Source organism: Microbacterium sp. JZ37 (assembly GCF_035188445.1).
GTDB classification, from domain to species: Bacteria; Actinomycetota; Actinomycetes; order Actinomycetales; family Microbacteriaceae; genus Microbacterium; species Microbacterium barkeri.
This window is the reverse complement of sequence record NZ_CP045253.1, coordinates 300,262-318,170: the sequence shown is the minus strand read 5'-3', so window position 1 is coordinate 318,170 and position 17,909 is coordinate 300,262. Positions and strand designations below refer to the sequence as shown.

Sequence of the window (17,909 nt, the reverse complement as noted above, 5' to 3'; positions counted from 1 at the left end):
CTCGACGATCCGGCCGTCCTCGAATCGGCGGGTGCTCATCGGGCCCCCTCGATCACGACGGGTCCGAGCAGGCCGGTCGGCTCCTGCGCGGCCCATGCCGAGAAGAAGTCGGGCTGCTCCTTCGCGAGCGTGTTCACGACCTCGACGACGAGCTCGTCGTCGCCCGTGAGGACGCCCGCCGGCACGTCGTAGCGGTAGGGCGGCGCGACCCGCACTCCGAGATCGGCCCCGTTCACGAACACCTGCGCGACCTCGTGAGCCTCGCCGAGGTCGATCACGGCGGGCGCGGATGGCGTATGCCCGAGGACGCGGGTCGTGTAGCGGATGGTCCCGCTGAAGCGGGGCAGGAGCCCCGGCCGGTCGAGCGGGACGAGGTCGTCGATGCTCCGCCACGCCTCGAAGGCGGGGTAGGCGAGAGCCGAGGCCGTCTCGATGCGCCAGGGCCCCGGGACGGGCGATGGCGTGGCGCGCTCGCGCAGCGGCGCGACGGGCATCCCGGCCCACGCGGCGGGATCGCCCACGATGAGGAGCGCGGTCTCCCCCGGGGCGAGCGTCACGTCGATCGCGACCTCGTCCGCTCCGCCCTCGTGAGCAACCGCGCGGAGCGCCCCCGTCCACGGGTCGACGGAGACCGCCTCGCCACCGCGCGGAACCGCGACGCGCACCGGGAGCGTGGCGCGGACGCCCTCGTTCATGAGCATGACGACATCGGCGGCGCCCTGGTCGACACGATGCACGCGGAGCTCGGGGGCAGGCGCGTCGACGCGCACGGCGCGCGCGGTGCGCTCGGCGACGGCGGCCGCGAGCCCCGCCTGCGCGACGGGCGCGAAGGCGCTCTGCAGAAAGCGCGTGTCGCCGTCCGCGACCGCCGGCACCTCGTCGACGAAGAGCACAGGGAGGCCGTCCTGTGCGAGTCGCTGCAGTGTCCGCGCCGTCGAATCGGGCAGCTGCGCGCTGCCCGGGACGACGAGCACGTCGTAGGCCTCCTCGTGGACCCGCAGCGCGCCATCCGCGACGACCGCATCGTGGAGCGCGTCGGCGGGCACGATGTCGGCGTCGATCTGCGCCTCCGCGAGCAGGCGGACGGGGCGCTCCGCCGGCATCGCCCGCCCGAGCCAGTCGGCCTCGGCGGGGTACAGCACCGCGGCGGGCGCGATGTGCCGCCCGCCCGAGAGAAGGTGGCTCACCCGGTTCGTGTACGCGCTCAGCACCGCCTGGTGGCGGTACTGGGGATTGCGCCCACGCGCGAAGAAGTGCGGCGGGCAGTCGAGGTCGGGGTACTCGGCCGGCGAGTACGCGTGCGGCACGATGTGCGTCACGCCGCGGACGAGGAGGTGGGATGTCACCCACGCCTGATGCCGCAGGCCGAACGACCAGCCGTACGCGCCGAATGCCTCGCACATCGAGCGACCGCGCTTGAGCGGGTCGATGTGCGCGGCCGACGACGCGAGCTTCGCGAGACCGAACTGGAAGAACTCGCCGTCGCCCGCGCCGGCCATGTTCGCAAGCGGCCCTCGGCCGAACCCCGGCACGACCTGCGCGCCGATGACGTCCACGCCCGCCATGTCCTGCCCGGCCATCGCGCGGAAGTAGTGGCCGGCGCCGGGGCCGAGTCGCATGTGCGCGCCGTTGTCCTCGACGACGTGGCCGATGTGCTCGACGCCGTGCGCACGGCACCACTCCCCGACGGGCCGCGCGAAGCTGCGCTCGTAGAGGCGCGTGAGGGCGTCCATGTACGCCAGGCGCGTCCGCGTCGCCCCATCGCCGTCCCACCACAGCAGGGGCGCGGCGAGCGGATCGAGGCCCAGGTCGGGGTGCCACGGCAGGACGACGCCCGGCTTGCCGACCGTCGAGGTGAAGTCGAACGTCTCGCGGTCGTTGTAGAACCCGGGCTCGTCGGTGAAGAAGCCCGCGATGACGCCCCCGAAGTCGTCGGCGTACCGCGCGTGGATGGCCTCGTGCACGGTGTCGAGGAGCAGGCGCGTCGCATCGGCGTCGATGTAGGAGAGGTGGTCGCGATGCCGCTCGCTCGCCCCGTCGGACACGACCGACACGAAGAACACGCGCCAGTGCCCTTCCGGCACGTCCCAGAAGACGCGGCCGTCGGCGATGCGCTCGGTGAGGTCGATCGGCTCTCCGATGAGCGCCTCGCCGCCCTCCTCGCGCCGGTAGGCGACGACGCGGACGAGCTGGCCTGGATCCCACCCCGCCTCGGGGCCGAAGAACTTCCGCCGGTCGACGATGAACGACGCTCCGCGGGCGGGCCCGACCGCGTCGGTGTGCCGCTCGGCGAGGAACCGGCGGCGCCGCTCGGCGGGCGCGCCTTCGAGGGCGCCCGCCGCATGGCCGGTCGGGAACGTGTCGTCGTCGAAGAACCAGACCCTGAGCCCGCGCTCGCGCGCCACCTCGAGCACGGCGTCGACGTCGCGCCACCATCCGTCGCCCAGGAACTCGGGGTGCGGCCGCGCCTCGAGGATGACCGCGCCGATCCCCGCGTCGGCGATGCGGTGCGCCTCCTCGACGATCGTCTCGACCGGGCCGCCCTTCTGCCAGAACAGCGGCATGATCGCGTTCGGGACGACGCCGTCGACGACGTCGCGGAGCTGCGGGAGCGTCATGACGCCTCCTCGAGCACGATCCGCGTCCGCACGGCGGACACGCCGTCCTCCACGGCGAGCTCGAAGCCCCCTGGCTCGATGACGAACCGCTCGTCGTCGGTCCAGAAGCCCAGGTCGGACGCCTCGAGCCGGAAGGCGACGCGCGCCGCGCCTCCGGAGGGGACGGCGACGCGCTCGAAGCCGCGCAGACGGCGGACCGGCTGAACGACGCTCGCGCACTCGTCGCTCGCGAAGAGCAGGACGACGTCATCGCCGTCGTGCACGCCGGTGTTCCGGACGCGCACCGACACGAGCCATCCGCCGTCGTCGCGGACGACCTCCAGATCGTCGAGGGCGAAGGTCGTGTAGGACAGCCCGTGGCCGAACGCGAACCGCGGGCCGAGCGGCAGATCGAGGAACTTCGACGTGTAGTGGTCGTCGGTGTTGTTGGGGCCGAGGATGGTCTCGTCATCGACCGCCGCGGGGTCGAGGAGTTCGCCCCCGGTCCGCGCGGGTCGTCCCGTGCGCTCGTGGTCGTGATGGATCGGGATCTGCCCGACGGCCCGCGGGAACGTCATCGGCAGCCGGCCGCCCGGGTTCACGCGTCCGGAGAGGGCGCCCGCGATGGCCGGTGCCGCCTGCGTGCCGAGGTGCCAGGTGCACAGCACCGCGTCGACGCGCTCGATCCAGTCCTCGACGACCAGGGGCCGCCCCGTGTGCAGCACCACGACGACACGGGCACCCGCGTCGGCGAGGGCGTGGATGAGCCGCGTCTGCGCGGCCGGGAGCGCGATGTCCGCCCGCGACGCGGCTTCGCCCGAGAGCCGGCTCGGCTCACCCGCCGCCACGATGACGAGGTCGGCATCGGCTGCGCGCGAGACCGCCTCGGCGATGTCCTCGTCGGAGCCGGAGAGGAAGCCAGAGCCGGCCGCCTCGACCCAGTCGACCTCCGGGAGCTCCGCGGCGAGCGCGTCCGCGAGGGTCGATGTCGCCGGCGCGGCGAAGTGCTGCACCCATGCGCCCAGGTGATCGAGGCTCCGGGCGTACGGCCCCGTGACGAGGACGCGTCCCCGCGGCGCGAGGGGCAGTGCGCCCTCGTTCCGCAGGAGCACGATGCAGCGCTCGGCGGCCGACCGCGCGGCGGCGAGCGACTCCTCGGTCGGCGCGAGGATCTCCGCCTCCTCTCGGACGAACGGATCGTCGAGGAGCCCGAGCCGCTCCTTGAGCGACAGGATGCGGCGCACGGCGTCGTCGACGCGGTCCGCGTCGACCTCGCCGGGCGCGAGCAGGGCGGCGCCCCTCGCGTCGACGAGCTCCGCTCCCCCCATGACGATGTCGACGCCCGCCTCGATCGCCTGGCGGATCGCGTCCTTCTCGGTCTCGGCGACGCCGTGGGCGACGAGCTGCGCGACCCCCTCGGCGTCGCCCACGACGAGGCCCTCGAACCCCCACTCGCCCTTGAGCACCCCGGTGAGCAGCGGCGCATTGGCGTGCATCGGGCGCCCGTTGAGGGAGGTGAACGCCGCCATGACCGTATCCGCGCCGGCGTGCGCTCCCGCGCGGAAGGGCTCGAGGTACACGTCGCGCAGGCGTCGCCGGGAGACGTCGGCGGTGTTGTAGTCGCGTCCGGCCTCCGCGGCCCCGTAGGCCGCGAAGTGCTTGAGGCAGGCCGCGACACCCTCCGCGCGGTAGGCGCGCGCCTTGACGGCGCCGAGCGTCGAGGTGAGGAGCGCGTCCTCGCCGAAGCCCTCGACCACGCGGCCCCACCGGGGGTCTCGGGTCACATCGACCATCGGGGAGTAGGTCCAGTTCACGCCGCCCGAGCGCGCCTCGCGGGCCGAGACGCGGGCGTCCGCGGCGGCGACGGCGCGGTCGAACGACGCGGCCTGCGCGAGCGGAGTGGGGAAGATCGTGCGCTGACCGTGCACGACGTCGAGCGCGATGAGCAGCGGGACGCCGCCGGACTCGACGGCCGCGCGCTGAAGCTGATTGGTCTCGCGTGCCGATGCGGGCCAGAAGAGCGCGCCGATGCCGCGCCGTGCGAGCGCGGTCGCCTCGCCGAGATCCCGACGCCACACGATCTGCATCTGGGCAAGCTTCTGCTCCCAGCTGAGGCGAGCCAGCAGTGCCTCGACGCGGGCGCTCATGACGCCTCCCGCACGCGGTAGCGGAACCCGCGGAAGGTCGCGGCGCCGTCTCCGGCCGCGAAGAGGGCGGGTCGGAGGCTCTTCAGGTCCTGGAGGGTCGCCGAGTGGGCTCCCTCGACGTCGTAGCGCACGCCGTGACGGCTCCACTCCTCACCCGGACGGCGGAACCATCCGGTCACGATGTGCTGATCGTCGACGAGGCGCAGCTGGATGATCGAACCCGGCTCGACCTGCTCGCGGCGGTGCGTCCGGATGCCCCCGGCATAGCTCGCGAGCGTCCGCCCGTCCCAGCTCATGCCGTAGAACATCCGCCGGTTGAACCAGAGGAGGAGCCCCGCCTCCGTGCCGTCCGGCACCTCGATCTCGACCTCGATCTCGAACGCCCTGTCCATCGCCCACGTCGTGAGCGGCGACGCACCGGCGGGCGACGCGCCCTTGCCCCGCAGCACGAGCCCTCCATCGAAGCGCACCCGGTCGAGCTCGTCGCGACCCGGGTCGTCGAACACCCACCGCTCGCCCCACGCGGGCTCCGCGAAGTCGTCCGACGGCGCGGGAACCGCGTGGGGCCTTCCGGGCGCGGGCTTCGGAAGCGGGGCGCCGAGGTCCTCCGCGGGCGCCACCGGCCATCCGTCCTCGGTCCACTCGATCGGCTCGAGGAGGGCCTGGCGTCCGAGTGTGCGGAAGCGGCGCGCGTAACCGTGCGAGACCATCCACCAGCGGCCGTCTCGGCCCTCGAGGATCGTCGCATGCCCGCGCGACCACCACGCCTCGTCGTCCGACCGTGTGCGAGCGATCGGATTGCCGGGGGCGTTCTCCCACGGGCCGAGCACCGACCGCGAGCGCGCCACGATCACCATGTGTCCGGTCGCCGGTCCGCCCGTGCCGCCCACGGCGCTGACGAGGTAGATCCATTCGCCGCGGCGGAAGAACTTCGGCCCCTCCAGCGCGTAGGACTCCGTGATCCACTCATCCGGGTACTGCCACCCGTCATACGCCTGCTCGAGCGGCGTCACCGCCGTGAGGCCGTCGGCGGAGAGGCGGCAGCGGCGGATGCCGTTCACGAAGAGGTACCGCTCTCCGTCTTCGCCGACGACGTGACCCGGATCGATGGCACCCGAGATGCCGGTGAAGACGGGCGCGCTCCACGGGCCCTCCGGGTGATCGGCGTGCACGACCCAGACCTGCGCGTCGTCGATCCGCGCGTCGCCCCACGCGCTCGGGATGAACGGGAAGTAGATGAAGTACCGACCGCCGTGCTCGACGAGGTCGGGCGCGAACACGGTGCTCAGCGGATGCTCGAGCGCCGTGCCCGCGAACGACCAGGAGACGAGATCCTCCGAGCGCCAGAGCGCGAGCCCCGGTGAGGCGTCGAAGGACGAGCAGGTCAGGTAGTACGCGTCACCCACGCGCAGGACAGAGGGATCCGGACGGTCGCCGGGCAGGATCGGGTTGCGGAACGTCCCGTCGCCGAGGTCGGCGGGCGTCCGCTGCAGGGAGGCGCTCATCCCTTGAGACCGCCCGCGAAGCCCTGGATGAACTTCTTCTGCGCGACGAGGTAGAACGCGAGGATCGGGATCATCGAGACGAGCACGATCGCGAAGATCTTGTTCCACTGCGACACGAGCGATCCGATGAAGTAGTACATCGCGACCGGCAGGGTCTGCGCGTCGGATCCGCCGAGGAAGATGAGCGCGGTCATGAAGTCGTTCCACACGATGAGACCCGTGAGGATGGCGACCGTGCCGGTCGCGGGGGCCATGAGCGGGAGCACGATCCGGAAGAAGATCTGCGTCCGGGTGGCGCCGTCGATCGCGGCGGCCTCCTCGTACTCCGTGCCGAGGCCGCGGAAGAATCCCGCGTAGAGGAAGATCGCGAGCGGCAGCATCATCCCCGTGTAGAGGATGATCATCCCCCACAGCGAGCCGGTGAGCCCGATCGCGCGCGCCCCGATGTACAGGGGCACGGTGCCGAGCTGCGCGGGCAGGATGATCGCGATGAGGAAGAGGTAGTAGGCGCCCTTCGTCCACCGCTGCGTCGAGCGCATGATGACGTACCCGGTCAGCGAGCCGAGCAGCACGAGGCCGAGAATCGCGCCGAGGGTGAGGACGACCGAGTTCACGAGCCCGGCGAGGATGTTGCCCTGCCCCTGCGCGGCGAACAGGTCGACGAAGTTGGCGAGCTGCGGCGCCTCGGGGAGCGCGAGCGGCGAGGAGCGGAAGACCTCCTCGTCGGTCTTCAGCGCGGTGGAGACGAGGAAGAAGAACGGCAGCAGGAACACGAGCGCGAGCACCCAGATGAGCACCTCGCGGACCGCGGTGAGCTTCGTGTAGCGGAACATGTCAGTCCTCCTTCTCCTGCGTCACGCGCTGCTGGATGATCGCGAAGACGAGGATGATCGCGGTGAGCACGAGGGCGAGCGCGGCGCCGTACCCGAACTGGCCGAGCGAGAACGCCTGCTTGTAGACCTCGGTCGCGAGGGTCTCGGTGGCGCCGGCGGGGCCTCCGCCGGTGAGCGCCATGATCTGGTCGAAGATGCGGAGGCCGTTCACGAGGCCGAGCGTGGTCGCGATCGCGACGGCGGGGCGGATGGCCGGGAGCGTCACGTGCCAGAACCGCTGCCACAGCGTGGTTCCGTCGATCGTCGCGGCCTCCTCGATCTCGACCGGGACCCCCGCCAGGCCCGCGGCGTAGATGACCATCGAGAAGCCGGTCTGCTGCCAGACGATCACGATGAGGATCGTCCAGATCGCGAACGTCGGGTCGCCGAGCCACGCGCGGGCGAGGTCGCCCATCCCGATCGCCGTGAGGAACGCGTTGAGCGGTCCGTTGAAGTCGAAGATGAACTTCCAGATGTAGGCGACGGCGAGCGGGCTCAGCACCACGGGCATGAAGAAGAGCGTGCGGAGGATGTACCGCGTCTTGAGCAGCCGGTTGAGGGCGACGGCGAGCGCGAGACCCAGGACGTTGGTGAGGATCACCGAGCCGAACGCCAGGAAGAGGGTGTTCCCCAGCGCGAGCATCTTCGAGGGGTCGCCGAAGATGCGCTCGAAGTTCGCGAAGCCGACGAACTCGAACGAGCCGAGGCCGGTCCAGTCCGTGAAGGCGAAGAAGCCGCCCGCGATCGTCGCGGCGTAGTGGATGCCGAGCACCATGAGGATGCCCGGAAGGGCCCACCACCAGTGCCCGAACGTCAGCAGGCCGGGGCGGCGGGGCCGCGCCTTCGGGCGCAGCCCCCGCCGCTTGCCGCTTCGGGGGACGACGACGGCCTCCGTCGCCGATTCGTCGGCTGTGTCGTGCTGCAGCATCGCGGTCATCGTCCTGTCCCTCGCGTCCGGCCGGGTCACTCGCCCCAGGCCGTGTCCATCTCGGTGAGCACCTGCTCGACCGTCTTCTGACCGGTGAGGAGACCCTGCACGCCGGCGCCGAGGGCGTCGTACACGGCGGGGTTCGACCAGTCGGAGTTCGGCAGCGGCACGAAGTCGCCCGCGGCGAGCATGTCGGCCAGCGGCTCGAACGCCGTGCCGGTGAAGTCCATCTCGGCGTAGCCCGTGATCGGGAGCGTGCCCGACTCCTCGGCGACCGTCTCCGCCTGCGCGGGCTCGGCCATCCACTCGAGGAACGCCTTCGCCGCGTCCTTGTTCTTCGACGACGCCGGGATCGAGTACGAGTAGGTCGAGCTGGCGTAGCCGAACGCGCCGTCGGCCGCGTCGGCGGGCGGGAACGTCTGCGCGACGAAGGTCGCCTCGCCGCCCGCGGCCTCGCCGAGGTCGCGCGCGACGCCGCTCGGGCCGAACATCGCGCTCGACGTGCCCTGGACGAGCCCGTTCGTGATGGCGTCGAAGCCCGCGCCCTCGACACCGGGCTGGAAGCACCCCGCGTCGTTCATGTCGACGATCGCCTGGAGCGTCTGCTGCCATCCCTCGCTGTCGGCGAAGGTGACCTCGCCCTCGGCGCGCTGCGTGTTCCAGTCGGGGTCCTCGGCGTACACGCGCGTCGCGGCGATCGCCTGCGCCATCATGCCCGCGTTCGGCGGGATCGAGCCGGCCACGACGAAGTACGAGCCGCCCGCCTGGGCCGCGGTCTCGCACGCGTCGAGCACGCCCTGCCAGTCGGCCGGGTACTCCGTGATGCCGGCGGCCTCGGCGGCCGTCTGGTTCACGACGACGCCCGCGGGGGCGATGTTCAGCGGCTGCCCGTACACGGCGCCGTCGACGACGAACTGGTGCTCCGAGCCGTCGGGGATGAGGCTCGTCGCCGTCTCGCCGAGCGGCTCGAGGAGCCCGGCCTCGGCGAGCGGGACGATGCTGAAGGACTGGCCGTTGCCGGGAGCGGAGAGGAAGATGTCGGAGGCGTTGCCGCCCTGCAGCTGGGTCCGGATCGTCGTGTTGTAGCTCTCGCCGGGCAGCTTGTCGATCGTGATCTCGACGTCGGGGTTCTCCTCCATGTACTGCTCAGCGAGGATCTCGTACGGGGTCTTCGCCTCGTTCGAGACGGGGAACGCGAGCGAGAAGCTCTGGCCGTCTCCCGCGCCGCCGCCGGCGGAGGTCGAGCAGCTCGCGAGCACAAGCGCTCCGATCGCCGCGGTTCCTGCGAGGGCGCCTGCCCGGATGATGCGACGCTGCTGTGTCATGTCGTTGCCCTTCTGACGTCGTCGTCGAGTGCTGCGGCTCCCGCCCAGGTGCGGGGCCCCCTTCAGTATCGACCACCTAGGTCGAAAACACACATAACTAATTTCGATATCCGACATAAGCCGGTGCGGACAGGGGATCGGCGGGCGCTTCCGCCCGCCGATCCCCCTGTCGCAGGTCAGTCGCCCCAGGCCGCGTCCATGTCGGCGAGGACGGCGTCGACCGTCTTCTGGCCCGTGAGCAGCCCCTGCACGCCGCTCGAGAGCTTCTCGTAGACCTCGCCCTTCCAGAACGCGTTCGGGAGCCCCGCGTAGTGGCCGGACTGCAGGAGATCCGCCACGGGCTCGTAGATCGTGCCCGTGAGGTCGAGGCCCTCGATGCCGGAGACGGGGAGCTCGCCGGAGAGCTCGGAGAAGCGCTCCGCCTGCTCGGGCTGCGCGAGCCACTCGAGGAACTCGGCGGCCGCCTCCTTGTTCTCCGACGCCGCGTTGATCGAGATCGTGTAGTTCGAGCTCGCGATGAGGTACGGGTCGCCGCCGTCAGCGGGCGGGAAGGGCTGGATGGCCCACTCCACGTCGGGCGCGGCACGGCCGATCTCGACGGCCGACCCCGACGGGATGAAGCTCCCGAGCGAGGTGCCCTGCGCGAGGCCGTTCGTGATGGCGTCGAAGCCGGCGCCCTCGGCGCCGGGCTGGAAGCACCCGGCGTCCTTCATGTCGAGGATCGTCTGCAGCACGTCGTGCCATCCGTCGCTCGCGGCGAAGGTCACCTCGCCTGCGGCGCGCTGGTCGTTCCAGTCGGGCGTCTCGGCGTACACGCGCGTCGCGGCGATCGCCTGAGCCGTGAGGCCCGCGTTGGGCGCGGCGGCGCCCGCGAGCACGACGAGCGACGCGCCGTTCTCGGCGACCTCGCCGCAGGAGGCGAGCAGCTCGTCCGTCGTCGCGGGGAAGTCGTCGAGCCCCGCCTCCGCGGCGGCGGTCATGTTCACGACGAGCGTCGAGAGGGTGAAGTCCATGGGCTGCCCGTAGACCTCCCCGTCGACCGTGAAGAGCGCATCGGCGCCCTCGGGCACGAGACCGGCCGCGGTGTCGCCGAGCGGCTCGAGGAAGCCGGCCTCGGCGAGCGGGACGACGCTGCGGGGGTCGCCCGATCCCGGGGTGGTCTGGATGACGTCGGGGGCGTTGCCGGCCTGCAGCTGCGTGCGGAGCGTCTCGCCGTAGCTGTCGTTCGGGAGCGGGTTCGTCGTGATGGTGACGCCGTCGTGCGCCTCCATGTACTCGTTCGCGAGGGTCTCGTAGGGGCTCTCGAGGTTGTTCGAGGTGGCGTACATGAAGCTGAACTCGACGGACTCTCCCCCGTCGTCGCCTCCGTCGCCCGAGCCATCCGAGCCGCCCGCGCATCCTGCGAGGAGGATGAGGCCCGCGGCGGGGATGGCGATCGCGGCGAGCCGCCGCGTGGAGCGCTGTGTCATGATCTGGCCTTTCTGACATCGTCGTCGGAAGTGCAGGGACAGGAGCTCGGGTGCTCCTGTCCACAGCATGACCGCGTTACGTCAGAAAGTCACATAAGTGTTTCCGATGCGGGTTATCACCCGCGTGGAAGCCGCTGGGCTCAGTCGGGCTGCCCGCGCTCAGGCGGGCTGCGCGGCGCGCATACTCGCGCGGATGAGGTCGTGCTGGCGCCGCACGAGGGCGAGCGGGTCGACCTCGCCGAGCTCGGCGAACGCGTGGCCCTCCCACTCGCTCGACCAGAAGCCGCGATAGCCGCCCTCCACGAACACGCGCACGAGCTCGGGGTAGTCGATCGCGGGCTCCTGGCCGGCTTCGTCGATGTCGTAGAACTTGGCGTGCACGTGCAGGATCTGCGGCATGATGTCGGCCCACTCCCGCGGGTCGACGTGGCCGTGCATGTTGAAGGCCAGGTGGGCGAACGAGCCGAGCCGGCCCGGGTCGAAGTCGCGACCGCGCAGGTACGCGATGAACTCCTCCTGCCGTGCGCGCATGGGCTCATCCGTCGCCCAGATCTCCTGCAGCCGCGTGACGGCCTCGTCGTCGAGGCCCGCGCGTCGCACGGCGCGCACCAGCGTCGGCGACATCGCCCGCATCGTCGCCGAGAAGTCGGCGACGAAGCCCAGCAGGGGCGAGTCGAGCTCGGCGTAGAGGTCGCGGATGCGCAGCACCTCGGGGGCGTTCGGCCCGGAGGGCGCGTGGATCTCGTACGCGAGACGGAGGTCGAGCTCCTCGGCCACGGGCAGCAGCCGACGCAGCAAGTCGGGCTTGGCCGACTGGATGCGCACGAGCGGGAAGCCGAGGCGCTTCGCGCCGCGGAAGAGCAGCTCGGTGACCTCGAACTCCTCATCGGGCGTCATGTCGCGGTCGCGTCGACGCCCCATGTCGAGGTTCGCGCCGAACGAGCTCGCCTCGAAGCCGTGCCGGTCGAACGCCGCGCGCCACGCGCGCTCGAACTCCTCCGACACCCGCGGGTAGGTCGGCACCATCTGCGATGCGACGATCTCGATGCCCGGCCCGATGCCGAGCTCGGCGACGCGATCGAGCAGGCCGTCGAAGTCGTACCAGCCGGCCCGGAACTCCGCGCTCGCGGAGTACAGCGTCAGGCCGAGACGGAACGGGTCGTCATCGGATCGCTCGGGCGCCGGCGGCACCTCGAGCTCGAGGCCGACGGGCGCGGCGTCGCGGTCGGTGGCCGTGAGCGTCAGCTCATGGTGCACGACGTTCGGCACGTACAGCCCGGGGCCGCCATCCTGCCCCGGCGCGATCTGCATGTAGGGCAGGCGCAGCTCGCCGTGCAGCACGACCTCGTGCGTCTCGCCGAGAGCGATCGGCGCCTCACGGCGGACGATGAGAAGCGGATGGTCCTGCAGATACCAGAGGACGTCGCTCTGCTGCGGGAGGTCGGCGATCGCGTAGCGCGTGCCGTTCAGCTCGAAGGCGAGATCGCTCTCGGGCACCTGCTCGCCGTCGACCGTGAGGGCGAGGCTCGTGACGGAGGACAGCCAGAGGCTCCGGTACCACGGGATGGTGAGCTGGAGCGCCGCTCCGTCGGGGTGGACGCGGAGGCTCGCGGCATCGAGCAGACCGTTGGGCATGGCGACTCCTTCGTCGGCGGATTCGTATACGCCGAGAGTAGACCTACTTTAGCCTCTTTTCAACATAAGCCCGGCGGAGCACACGACGGCGCCGCCCCGGAACCCCGGAGCGGCGCCGTGCCGGATGCGTCTACTGGTTGCTGAACGCGGCGTCGAACGACGCCTCGGGGAGCTTCCACAGCAGCGAGCGGATGTAGCCGACCGCCTCGGCTGCCCCGTGCAGCCGGTCCATCCCGGCGTCCTCCCACTCGATAGAGATCGGGCCGTCGTAGCCGATCGCGGCGAGCGCGCGGAACGCGTCCTCCCACGGGATGTCGCCGTGCCCGGTCGAGACGAAATCCCACCCCCGCCGCGGGTCGCCCCAGGCGAGGTGCGACCCGAGGATGCCCTGCCGACCGGATGCCCGGCGGATCCGCGTGTCCTTGCAGTCGACGTGGTAGATCCGGTCGGCGAAGTCCGTGATGAAGGCGACCGTGTCGACGCCCTGCCAGGCCATGTGCGACGGGTCCCAGTTGAACCCGAAGGCCTCGCGCCGGTCGATGGCCTCGAGGGTCCGGACGCTCGTCCAGTAGTCGTAGGCGATCTCGGAGGGGTGCACCTCGTGCGCGAACCGCACGCCCTCGGCGTCGAACACGTCGAGGATCGGGTTCCACCGGTTCGCGAAGTCCTCGTAGCCCGCGTCGATGACGTCGGCGGGAACGGGCGGGAACATCGCGACGTAGGGCCAGATCTTCGATCCCGTGAAGCCGACGACCGTGTCGACGCCGAGCTTGCGCGCGACGCGGGCGGCACGCTTCATGTCCTCGGCCGCGCGCCGGCGCACGCCCTCGCCATCGCCATCCCCCCACACGTAGTCGCGCAGGATCGCCTGATGGCGGAAGTCGATCGGGTCGTCGCACACGGCCTGCCCGGCGAGGTGGTTCGAGATCGCCCACACCTTGAGCCCGTAGCGGTCCAGGATGTCGAGACGCGACTGCACGTACGCGTCGTCCTCGTCGGCCCGCTGCAGATCGAGGTGGTCGCCCGACGCGGCGATCTCGAGCCCGTCGTAGCCCCACTCGGCCGCGCGGCGCGCGAGCTCCTCGAACGGCATGTCGGCCCACTGGCCGGTGAACAGCGTGACGGGATGGCGCGCCTCGGCCATGGATCCTCCTCCGGTCGTCATGCGTCGACCGGCGTCTCGACCCACGCGCCCGTGCGCGCGGACTCGACGACGGCCTCGGTCAGCTGCGCGGCGCGCAGGCCGTCGCGGAACGACGGCAGCCCCTCGGGCTCCGCCCCCGCGGTCGCGGCGTATGCGTCCGACACGAAGGCGTTGAACGCGTCCTGATACCCCATCGGGTGACCCGAGGGGACGCGGCACAGGCGCGCGGCGTCGGGGGCGAGCAGGCCCTCCTCGCGCGGGAGCAGGAGCGAGCCGTCGCGCCGGCCGATCCACAGGTCCTCGGGGCGCTCCTGCTCGAAGCGGTAGGCCGCATCGCCCGTGTGCACCTCGAGCACGAGACCGTTCTTGCGACCGGCCGCCATCTGGCTGACGAGCGCCGTGCCGGGTGCCCCTCCCGAGAGCTGGAACAGGACGGCGGCGATGTCCTCGTTCGCGACCGGATGCCCCGCGCGCTCCTCGAAGACGGTGCGGGTGAGCGCGCTGAGCTTCACGACCCGCTCGCCCGTCACGAACTCGAGGAGGTCGAACAGGTGCGAGCCGATGTCGGCGAACGCGCGGGATGCGCCGCCCTCCGCGCCGGCTCGCCAGTTGCCGTCCTCGGCGCCCAGCAGCCAGTCCTGGAGGTACGCCGCGTCGATCGAGAGCACGGCCTCGCCGCTCTCGGCGATGCGGGCGCGCGCCTCGCGGACCATCGGGTGGTAGCGGTAGACGAACGGGACGGCGCCGACGAGACCCGAGCCGGCCTGCGCCTCCACGAGGCGGCGCGCGTCGGCCGAGGTCGTGGCGATCGGCTTCTCGCACACGACGTGCTTGCCTGCCGCGAGCGCCGCGAGCGTCTGCTCGGCGTGCTGCGCGTTCGGCGTGCACACGTGCACGACGTCGACGTCATGGTCGTCGAGGAGCGCGTCGTAGCCCGAGAAGGCGTTCTCGATGTCGAGGTCGGCCGCGGCAGAGGAGGCCCGCTCGGCCGACGAGGAGCTGATGCCGCGCAGTCGGGCGCCAGCAGCCCGCGCGGCCCGGCTGTGCACGCGGGCCATGAACCCGCCGCCGACGAAGCCGGCTCCGATCTCAGAGCTCATAGGGCGTCCAGTCCGCGGGGATCGGCGCGGGGCGCTCGATCCGGCTCTCGACCGCGACCGTCTCGCCGGTCTCGATGGACCGCTCGATCGCGATCATCGTCTCGAGCACGTGCAGGCCGATCTCGCCCGACGCGCGGTGCGGGCGGTCCTCCCGGATGGCGCGCACCATGTCGATCACGCCCAGACCGCGGCCGCCCACGACGCCGTCGCTCTCGAGCTCCTCCCACTGCTGCTCGCGCGGGTCGCCGCCCGCGCGGATGATCCGCAGCGGCCCCTCGAACATGTTCGGGTCCGGGATCGAGAGGGTGCCCTCGGTGCCGGTGATCTCGACCACGCCCATGCGCATGAGGGGCGACTCCCAGCTGAAGATGCTCGAGCTCGTTCCGCCGCCTTCGAACTCGAGGTTCGCGTTGACGTGCGTCGGGACGAGCACGGGGAACTCCGCCCCCGCGCGGTCGCCCGCGACGACCGTGCGGGTGGGCGTGCTCGTGAGACCGAAGGCCGAGGCCTTCGCGACCGAGCCGAACACGTTGACGAGCGTCGTCAGGTAGTACGGGCCCATGTCGAAGACCGGTCCGGCGCCGGGCAGGAAGAAGAAGTCGGGGTTCGGGTGCCACTTGTCGGGGCCGAGGCTCATCATCGCCGTCGACGCGCCGATCGGCTGGCCGATCTCGCCGCGCGCGATCGCCCGCAGCGCGCTCTGCACGCCGCGGCCGAGCACCGTGTCGGGGGCGATGCCCACGCGCAGGCCCTTCTCGGCGGCGCGCTTCACGAGGCCCTGACCCGAGGCGAAGTCGACCGCGATCGGCTTCTCGCTCCACACGTGCTTGCCGGCGTCGATCGCCGCGAGCGACACCTCGGCGTGCACCGCCGGGATCGTCAGGTTGACGACGAGCTCGACATCGGGGTGCGCGAGGATCTCGTCGGGCGAGCCCGACACCGGCACGCCGTGCTTCTCGGCCTGCGCCTTCGCGCGCACCGTGTCGATGTCGCCGACCGCGACGACCTCGACGTCGGGGAACTGGGCGAGGTGCTCGAGGTAGGTGTCGCTGATCATCCCCGCGCCGATGAATCCGACGCCGACGGGGTGGTGTCCGCTCACGGGACGCTCTCTTTCTCTCTGGTTCGGGATGGCGGCTGTCACGCGCCGAGCAGCGCGCGGGTTCCCGCGAGGCCCTGGGCGATGCCGTCGAAGATGTCGCCGCGGTACTCGTCGAACTCGACGACGAGAAGCTCGGCCGCAGGCGCGGCGGCGAGCACGGGCTGCCACGCGATCGCGCCCTGTCCCGCAGGCAGCTGGTCCTCGCGGTCCTTGCTCAGCGCGCCGTCGACGAGGGGCGCGTCCTTGATGTGGAGCTGCCGGACCCGGTCGCCGAGCGACGTGAGCAGAGCGGGCACGTCCGCACCGCCGACGGCGGCCCAGTACGCATCGACCTCGAGGCCGACGTCGGCCGGGAGGGCGCCGGCGAGGACCTCGAGGGCCGTCTCGCCGTCGAAGACGTTCTCCACCTCCCAGAAGTGGTTGTGGTAGCCGAACGCGAGGCCGTACGCCTTCGCCTTCTCGGCGTGCGCGGCGAGCTCGTCGGCGATGCGGAGGACCTCGTCGCGGCTCGTCCAGCGCTCGGGCGCGATGAACGGGTCGATGAGCGTCTTCACGCCGAGGGCCTGCGCGGCCTCGAAGAACTGCTCGGGCTCGCCGCTCGAGAGCACCGCGTGCGCGGTGGGAGCGGTGAGGCCGTGCGCGGCGAGGCCCGCCTCGAGCTGCGCGCGCCACTCGACGATGTTGAAGAGCTCGATCCGCTCGAAGCCGATCTCGGCGGCGCGGGCGAGTGCGGCACCCGCATCCTCGGCCACCGCCTCTCGGATCGTGTAGAGCTGGAGCGCGATGGCGGGGGCAGAGGTCATGTGACTCTTCTCTCGACGGTGAGGTCTCGGGGGATGGCGCGCTCTCGCAGGCGCGTCCCCGACGGTATCAGGACTTCCGTCGATCAACAAGCAAAAGTTGCGTGTTCACAGACAGAGGAGGAGGCGCCCGCCTCCCCCGCGGGCGCCTCCTCCTCGGCTCTTCCGGGCTCGCCCCGTCAGGACTCGAAGGCGAGGTCGATGAACTCCTCGACGTTGTCCTTCGTCACGACGGGCGCGTCGAGCACGATCCGATACGGCACGCTCGGCGTGACGAGATCGCTCATCGTCTTCTCCTGCGCGACGAGACGCGCGAGCGCGATGCCGTCGGCCGCCTGCGTCGAGGGGTAGATGACCGTCGCCTTGATGACGCTGTCGTCCGCCTCGATCCGCTCCATCATGTTGACGCTGCCTGCGCCGCCCACGAGGAAGAACTCGTCGCGGCCCGCGGCCTCGATCGCGGCCATCACGCCGACGCCCTGGTCGTCGTCGTGGTTCCAGATCGCGTCGATCTCGGGGTTCGCCGAGAGCAGCTGCGAGGCCGCCGCCTCGCCGCCGGCCACGGTGAAGTCGGCGGCCACGCGGGCCGACACCTCGAGACCGCAGTCCTCGAGGGCGTCGGCGAAGCCCTGCGACCGGTCCTGCGTGAGCGGGAGGGAGTCGATGCCCGCGATCTCGGCGACGACCGCGTCGCTCTGCCCCTCGAGCTCCTCGCAGATGTAGGTGCCGGCGCTCACGCCCATGCCGTAGTTGTCGCCGAGGATGGTGACGCGCGAGGCGAACGTGCTCGAGAACTCCCGGTCGACGTTGATGACCGGGATGCCCGCCTCCATCGCCTGGATCGCGACCTCGGTGAGCGCGGCGCCATCCGTCGGGAGCAGGACGATGGCGTCGACTCCCTCGTTGATGAACTGCTCGACCGCCGCGATCTGCTGACTCGCGTCGTTCGTGCCCTCCGCCTGCCGCAGCTCGACGTCGCCGAAGCTCTCGGCCGCGGCGAGCGCGCCGGAGTTGATCGCGCCCAGCCAGCCGTGATCGGCCTCCGGCCCCGACCATCCGATGACGACCGTGTCGCCCTCCTCGGCGTTCTCGTCGCTCGTCGTGCCCTGGTCGACGACGTCGCCCTCGCCCTCGTCGCCGTCGCTGGTGCACCCGGCGAGCAGGCCGATCGTCGCGAGTGCCGCCATCCCCGCGACCGCAGCGCGTCCTGCGCGCGTGCGCACTGTGCCCATGTCTCCTCCTTGAAACGTGATGCAGATGCGGTCAAGCTAACAGCCTTGCGGAC

Annotated in this window: 13 protein-coding genes; all 13 read right to left on the bottom strand. The window is 71.4% G+C overall.

The annotated features are described in order from the left end of the window. Positions 1–35: 35 nt before the first annotated feature. The 13 genes from GC092_RS01455 to GC092_RS01395 all read right to left on the bottom strand — a co-directional run bounded on the left by GC092_RS01455 (position 36) and on the right by GC092_RS01395 (position 17,856). A complete protein-coding gene (locus GC092_RS01455; RefSeq protein ID WP_324013661.1) occupies positions 36–2,618 on the bottom strand; it encodes a type 1 glutamine amidotransferase family protein in 2,583 nt (860 codons plus the stop codon). Continuing rightward, on the bottom strand, positions 2,615–4,744 hold the full coding sequence (locus tag GC092_RS01450) for a glycoside hydrolase family 3 N-terminal domain-containing protein (RefSeq protein WP_324013660.1): 2,130 nt from the start codon (positions 4,742–4,744) through the stop codon (positions 2,615–2,617). The genes GC092_RS01455 and GC092_RS01450 overlap by 4 nt, the downstream gene beginning before the upstream one ends. Next, a complete protein-coding gene (locus GC092_RS01445) occupies positions 4,741–6,249 on the bottom strand; it encodes a family 43 glycosylhydrolase (RefSeq protein WP_324013659.1) in 1,509 nt (502 codons plus the stop codon). The genes GC092_RS01450 and GC092_RS01445 overlap by 4 nt, the downstream gene beginning before the upstream one ends. Continuing rightward, positions 6,246–7,082 carry a carbohydrate ABC transporter permease gene (locus GC092_RS01440; RefSeq protein ID WP_271173004.1) on the bottom strand — a complete coding sequence of 279 codons (837 nt, stop codon included), beginning with the start codon at positions 7,080–7,082 and terminating at the stop codon, positions 6,246–6,248. Before GC092_RS01440 ends, GC092_RS01445 begins: the two co-directional genes overlap by 4 nt. Before the next feature lies 1 nt (position 7,083). Further along, positions 7,084–8,058 carry a carbohydrate ABC transporter permease gene (locus tag GC092_RS01435; protein ID WP_271173005.1) on the bottom strand — a complete coding sequence of 325 codons (975 nt, stop codon included), beginning with the start codon at positions 8,056–8,058 and terminating at the stop codon, positions 7,084–7,086. 26 nt (positions 8,059–8,084) lie between these two features. After that, complete coding sequence (locus tag GC092_RS01430; RefSeq protein WP_271173006.1) at positions 8,085–9,374, bottom strand: ABC transporter substrate-binding protein; 1,290 nt, start codon at positions 9,372–9,374, stop codon at positions 8,085–8,087. Positions 9,375–9,550: 176 nt separating this feature from the next. Continuing rightward, positions 9,551–10,843 carry an ABC transporter substrate-binding protein gene (locus GC092_RS01425; protein ID WP_324013658.1) on the bottom strand — a complete coding sequence of 431 codons (1,293 nt, stop codon included), beginning with the start codon at positions 10,841–10,843 and terminating at the stop codon, positions 9,551–9,553. Positions 10,844–11,002: 159 nt separating this feature from the next. Continuing rightward, positions 11,003–12,478, bottom strand: a complete 1,476-nt coding sequence (locus tag GC092_RS01420) for a C-glycoside deglycosidase beta subunit domain-containing protein (RefSeq protein WP_324013657.1) — start codon at positions 12,476–12,478, stop codon at positions 11,003–11,005. Positions 12,479–12,608: 130 nt separating this feature from the next. Next, the gene (locus GC092_RS01415) at positions 12,609–13,622 is read right to left on the bottom strand and encodes a sugar phosphate isomerase/epimerase family protein (protein WP_282978854.1); all 1,014 of its coding nucleotides are present in this window, start codon (positions 13,620–13,622) and stop codon (positions 12,609–12,611) included. A 17-nt stretch (positions 13,623–13,639) separates the two neighbouring features. Beyond that, positions 13,640–14,722, bottom strand: a complete 1,083-nt coding sequence (locus tag GC092_RS01410; protein ID WP_324013656.1) for a Gfo/Idh/MocA family protein — start codon at positions 14,720–14,722, stop codon at positions 13,640–13,642. Then, positions 14,712–15,824 (bottom strand): Gfo/Idh/MocA family protein, encoded by a 1,113-nt coding sequence (locus GC092_RS01405; protein WP_282978855.1) that lies wholly within the window; start codon positions 15,822–15,824, stop codon positions 14,712–14,714. The genes GC092_RS01410 and GC092_RS01405 overlap by 11 nt, the downstream gene beginning before the upstream one ends. A 38-nt stretch (positions 15,825–15,862) precedes the next feature. After that, positions 15,863–16,627 carry a sugar phosphate isomerase/epimerase family protein gene (locus tag GC092_RS01400; protein ID WP_324013655.1) on the bottom strand — a complete coding sequence of 255 codons (765 nt, stop codon included), beginning with the start codon at positions 16,625–16,627 and terminating at the stop codon, positions 15,863–15,865. Between the two features lie 176 nt (positions 16,628–16,803). Further along, a complete protein-coding gene (locus tag GC092_RS01395; RefSeq protein ID WP_271173013.1) occupies positions 16,804–17,856 on the bottom strand; it encodes a substrate-binding domain-containing protein in 1,053 nt (350 codons plus the stop codon). Positions 17,857–17,909: the final 53 nt, after the last annotated feature.

Bases quoted from the DNA above. Each gene is read 5' to 3' on its own strand.
- GC092_RS01455 (WP_324013661.1), bottom strand. From the start codon at position 2,618: ATGACGCTCCCGCAGCTCCGCGACGTCGTCGACGGCGTCGTCCCGAAC.
- GC092_RS01450 (WP_324013660.1), bottom strand. From the start codon at position 4,744: ATGAGCGCCCGCGTCGAGGCACTGCTGGCTCGCCTCAGCTGGGAGCAG.
- GC092_RS01445 (WP_324013659.1), bottom strand. From the start codon at position 6,249: ATGAGCGCCTCCCTGCAGCGGACGCCCGCCGACCTCGGCGACGGGACG.
- GC092_RS01440 (WP_271173004.1), bottom strand. From the start codon at position 7,082: ATGTTCCGCTACACGAAGCTCACCGCGGTCCGCGAGGTGCTCATCTGG.
- GC092_RS01435 (WP_271173005.1), bottom strand. From the start codon at position 8,058: ATGACCGCGATGCTGCAGCACGACACAGCCGACGAATCGGCGACGGAG.
- GC092_RS01430 (WP_271173006.1), bottom strand. From the start codon at position 9,374: ATGACACAGCAGCGTCGCATCATCCGGGCAGGCGCCCTCGCAGGAACC.
- GC092_RS01425 (WP_324013658.1), bottom strand. From the start codon at position 10,843: ATGACACAGCGCTCCACGCGGCGGCTCGCCGCGATCGCCATCCCCGCC.
- GC092_RS01420 (WP_324013657.1), bottom strand. From the start codon at position 12,478: ATGCCCAACGGTCTGCTCGATGCCGCGAGCCTCCGCGTCCACCCCGAC.
- GC092_RS01415 (WP_282978854.1), bottom strand. From the start codon at position 13,622: ATGGCCGAGGCGCGCCATCCCGTCACGCTGTTCACCGGCCAGTGGGCC.
- GC092_RS01410 (WP_324013656.1), bottom strand. From the start codon at position 14,722: ATGAGCTCTGAGATCGGAGCCGGCTTCGTCGGCGGCGGGTTCATGGCC.
- GC092_RS01400 (WP_324013655.1), bottom strand. From the start codon at position 16,627: ATGACCTCTGCCCCCGCCATCGCGCTCCAGCTCTACACGATCCGAGAG.
- GC092_RS01395 (WP_271173013.1), bottom strand. From the start codon at position 17,856: ATGGGCACAGTGCGCACGCGCGCAGGACGCGCTGCGGTCGCGGGGATG.